The organism is Mesorhizobium sp. M2A.F.Ca.ET.067.02.1.1 (assembly GCF_004023285.1).
GTDB lineage: Bacteria > Pseudomonadota > Alphaproteobacteria > Rhizobiales > Rhizobiaceae > Mesorhizobium.
Genome location: NZ_RZSB01000988.1, coordinates 1 through 1,843 on the forward strand (window position 1 = coordinate 1; position 1,843 = coordinate 1,843).

At 64.1% G+C, this 1,843-nt stretch carries 2 protein-coding genes; one reads left to right on the forward strand and one right to left on the reverse strand.

Annotation, left to right across the window (positions count from 1 at the left end):
• Positions 1 to 748 (reverse strand): nucleotidyltransferase domain-containing protein (locus EOA28_RS34535; RefSeq protein WP_189342363.1); only part of this gene is annotated, 748 nt, incomplete at its 3' end.
• A 188-nt stretch (positions 749 to 936) separates the two neighbouring features.
• Between EOA28_RS34535 and EOA28_RS34540 the strand changes: the two genes are divergently transcribed.
• On the forward strand, positions 937 to 1,843 hold a 907-nt coding region (locus EOA28_RS34540; RefSeq protein WP_128315785.1), incomplete at its 3' end, for a YHS domain-containing protein.

Genomic DNA, 1,843 nt, shown 5'->3' on the forward strand with positions numbered 1-1,843 from the left:
GCGTCTGCAGGTCGCGCAACCCGCCCTTGCCGTCCTTGACATTGGGCTCGACCAGATAGCGGCTTTCACCCGCCTTGGCGTGGCGCTCGTCGCGCTCGGCAAGCTTGGCCTGCACATATTCCGGCCCGGTCGTGCGCACCACCTCGTGGTCGAAGCGGGTGAGCAGCTCTTCATAGAGCTTCTGTTCGCCCCACAGGAAACGCGCCTCGAGAATCGAGGTGCGGATGGTGATGTCGCTGCGCGACAGCCGCAGGCAGTCCTCGATGTTGCGGGTGGCGTGGCCGACCTTCAGCCCCATGTCCCACAGCATGTAGAGCATATACTCCACGATCTGCTCGCCCCATGGCGTCTGCTTGTAGGGCAGCAGGAACAGGAGGTCGATGTCGGAGCCCGGAGCCAGCGTGCCGCGGCCGTAGCCGCCGACCGCCACGACCGCCATGCGCTCGGCCACCGAACGGTTCTTTACCCGGTAGACATGGGTGGCGGCGAAATCATAGAGTGCCCGGATCAGCTCATCCATCAGATGCGAGAGCCGCTCGGCGCAGGCATTGCCGCCGCCATCCTCCTTGAGCATGGCCTCGGCGATCTTGCGCCCCTCCGCCAGCCTGGCTTTGAGCAATTGGAGCACGGCGGTGCGAACCGCCGGTCCCGAACCGTCGCCGGCGCTTGCCGACGTCAGCGCGGTCAAGTCGCGGCGCAAGGCGTCGCCATCGATGATTTCGTTGAGTTTCAGGGAGATCTTTGCCATTCGGCGGCGTCTATAGCCTGTTTTCTTCGCGCTGTGTATGGGGCTGGCGTCCGCGTTTCCGATGGCGCGCGATTGATGCAGCGCAAGGCCAAACGACCAGAATTTCCGAAAGTCGAAACTGGCGCTTGACCTTCCAGTAGCTGGAAGGACTACCTCCGCCTCAATTCAAGAATTCCGAGGCATTGCTGATGACCCATTCCGACCACAACCATCATCACTCGCATGGCGCATCCTGCTGCTCCGCGAAAGGTGCAGCGTCAGCGGCCGAAGCTGTGATTCGCGATCCTGTCTGCGGCATGACGGTCGATCCGGCGGCCGGCAAGCCGACGGCCGAGCACGGCGGACGAACCTTTCATTTCTGCAGCGAGCGCTGCCGCACGAAATTCGTAGCCGAGCCGGAGAGCTACCTGACGGCCACCGATCCTGTCTGCGGCATGAGCGTCGACCGCGCCAGCGCCAGGCACTTTGTGCGTCATGATGGCAAGGGCTTCTATTTCTGCTCGGCCGCTTGCCAAGGCAAGTTCGAGGCGGAGCCGGCAAAATACCTCGCCGGCCGGCCCGAGCCGCAGCCGATGCCGAAGGGCACGCAGTACACCTGCCCGATGCACCCTGAAATCATCCGCGACAAGCCCGGCTCCTGCCCGATCTGCGGCATGGCGCTGGAGCCGATGGGCGTGCCGACCGGCGATGAAGGCCCAAATCCCGAGCTGGTCGATTTCACGCGCCGGTTCTGGGTCAGCGCGGCGCTTTCCGCTCCTCTCCTGATCTTCGCCATGGCGCCGATGCTGGGCCTCAGCTTGGAAAGTCTCATCGACGGCCGGACGAAGACATGGGCAGAGCTGGCGCTGGCGAGCCCGGTGGTGCTTTGGGCGGCGTTTCCGTTCTTCCACCGCGGCTGGGAATCGGTTGTCAACCGCAGCCCCAATATGTGGACGCTGATTTCGCTGGGCGTGGGCGCTGCCTATCTCTACAGCGTGGTCGCCGCCCTGTTTCCGGACATCTTCCCGCATCAGTTCCGCGACCATGACGGCGCCGTGCCGGTCTATTTCGAAGCCGCTGCCGTCATCGTCGCGCTTGTCTTCCTCGGCCAGGTGC